We start from the raw sequence: 416 nt of genomic DNA, 5'->3' as shown, positions 1-416 counted from the left end.
AAAAAAACACAAAGCGTTCGATTGTCTTGGTTTGTTTAACGGTGGTTGGCTATTGGTACTATTATGACTCCCAACCCAACATTTGGGGAGATGAGGCTGATGAGCCATATATCACTATTTCAGGTATCAAGCCGCCAGATGCCACCATTGATGCTTGGGCAATATGGGGGGCAAGTGGCCCACAATGTGGGGCAAAAACATGGAGTGCCGACTCCGGATGGTCAAGTGGTGCAGATGTAAAATGGCATGTGACTTATAACTTCTCCAACGACCCAAATAGGTATGAATTGCGCATTCCTTTCCAGCAATATCAAGACTCGTTTGATTGTGAAGTAACCTTGGGGGATATAACAGTTCAAGCCTATAACGCATTTGATACAGTAGGTTTTGCCCAACTACGTATTTACCAATCAGGC

At 44.5% G+C, this 416-nt stretch carries 1 pseudogene; it reads left to right on the top strand.

Annotated elements, in window-relative coordinates:
* Nucleotides 1–26: 26 nt before the first annotated feature.
* Nucleotides 27–416, top strand: a pseudogene (locus tag QTN94_RS20495) (hypothetical protein); the annotation flags it as partial.

It is taken from the genome of Vibrio sp. M250220 (assembly GCF_036533795.1).
In the GTDB taxonomy this organism is placed as follows: domain Bacteria; phylum Pseudomonadota; class Gammaproteobacteria; order Enterobacterales; family Vibrionaceae; genus Vibrio.
The sequence above is the reverse complement of the archived record's forward strand: the minus strand, read 5'-3'. Positions and strand labels throughout refer to the sequence as shown.